Annotated in this window: 2 protein-coding genes; both read left to right on the forward strand. The window is 61.8% G+C overall.

Annotated features, from left to right (window positions below):
- The coding region (locus M3484_RS23495; protein ID WP_502942504.1) for a Mu transposase domain-containing protein at nucleotides 1–871 on the forward strand (871 nt) is incomplete at its 5' end.
- Nucleotides 871–1,599 (forward strand): IS21-like element helper ATPase IstB, encoded by a 729-nt coding sequence (gene istB / locus M3484_RS23500; protein WP_028714057.1) that lies wholly within the window; start codon nucleotides 871–873, stop codon nucleotides 1,597–1,599. The genes M3484_RS23495 and istB, both read left to right, overlap by 1 nt.
- The last annotated feature ends 133 nt before the right edge of the window (nucleotides 1,600–1,732 follow it).

The raw sequence follows: 1,732 nt of genomic DNA on the forward strand, positions 1-1,732 counted from the left end.
GGAACGCCTCTACAATCGTCGGTTCCTGCAGATGGCCAGCCATTATCTGGTCGAACCCGTTGCCTGCACCCCTGCTGCGGGTTGGGAGAAAGGCCAGGTGGAGAGCCAGGTCGGCACTGTCCGTCAGCGGTTCTTCGCGCCCCGCGTCAGGGTCAAGAGCTACGAGGAACTGAATGCCTGGCTGCTGGACAAGTGCATCGCCTCGGCCAGAACCAGCAAGCATCCGGAGCTGACGGACAAAACCGTCTGGCAGGTCTTCCAGGAAGAGCGCCCACACCTTGTTCCCTATGCCGGGCGCTTCGACGGATTCCATTCACTGCCTGCGGCGGTGTCAAAGACCTGTCTCGTGCGCTTCGACAACAACAAATACTCCGTCGCGGCAACGGCTGTCGGGCGGCAGGTCGAGATCAGGGCCTATGCTGAGCGGATCGAGATCCGGCAGGAGGGTCGACTGGTCGGAGACCACCCGCGTCACTTCGGCCGGGACCGAACAGTTTACAATCCCTGGCATTATGTGCCTGTTTTGCTTCGCAAGCCCGGGGCGCTGCGTAACGGCGCACCGTTCAAGGACTGGGTTCTTCCCGGAGCTCTTGAACAGATCCGCCGCAAGCTGCAGGGCTCCTCAGATGGCGACCGCCAGATGGTGAAGGTCCTCGGCGCTGTGCTGACGGAAGGGATGCCTGTGGTTCAAAAGGCATGTGCCGAAGCTCTGTCGCAAGGCGTCCATTCTGCCGATGTAATCCTCAATATTCTATCCCGCAGGCGAGATCCGGAACCACCACCGCTTCTGCTGACCTCTCCGGCCTTGCAGTTGACCCATGAGCCTGTGGCGGACTGCGCCCGTTATGATCTGCTGCGGAGGGCCTGCTGATGGATCGTGCTGACATCATGGCCGCAATGGGCGAGTTAAAGCTCTACGGGATGCGCGCCGCTTATGACGAACTCATGGCGGTGGCTGTGCGCCGCCAGCATGAACCCCGCCAGATCGTTGGAGACCTTCTGGCCGCCGAGATCAACGAGAAGAAAGCGCGGTCGGTCAAATACCAGATCACCACCGCCAAGCTGCCCTATGCCCGGGAGATCGAGGAGTTCACCTTCGATGACACCCCGATCAACGAGACCCTGGTGCGAGATCTGGCCAGCGGGGAGTTCCTCAGCCAACAGCGCAATGTCGTGCTGGTTGGCGGCACGGGGACCGGCAAGACCCATATCTCTGTAGCCATCGCGCGCGCGGTCATCCGCAATGGTGCCCGGGGCAGGTTCTTCAATGTCGTCGATCTGGTGAACAGGCTGGAGGCCGAGGCCCGTGCCGGACGGGCGGGCCGGCTTGCAGAACATCTGATGCGGCTCGACTTCGTCATTCTCGATGAACTCGGATACCTGCCATTCGCGCAGTCCGGCGGCCAGCTACTGTTCCATCTGGTCAGCAAACTCTACGAGCAGACCTCCGTCATCGTCACCACCAACCTGGCATTCGGCGAATGGCCGACCGTCTTCGGGGACGCGAAGATGACCACCGCGCTGCTCGACCGGCTCACCCACCACTGCGACATCGTCGAGACTGGCAACGACAGTTGGCGCATTAAAACCCGAGCCTGAATGCCCTCCGAAACGCAGGCCCGCGTCGGCTGCGCAAGCTGGAAAGCTACGCCGCCACGGGCCTGCTCACCCGCTCGCCAAAGGGGTCACTTTTGGACGCCGATCAGGGGGCACGTTTGGATGCCGATTGACA

The sequence above is a fragment of the Pseudomonas sp. GX19020 genome, assembly GCF_023371075.1.
Classification (GTDB): domain Bacteria; phylum Pseudomonadota; class Alphaproteobacteria; order Rhodobacterales; family Rhodobacteraceae; genus Pseudogemmobacter.

Coding starts and splice junctions, on each gene's coding strand:
- istB (WP_028714057.1), top strand. CDS start 871: ATGGATCGTGCTGACATCATGGCCGCAATGGGCGAGTTAAAGCTCTAC.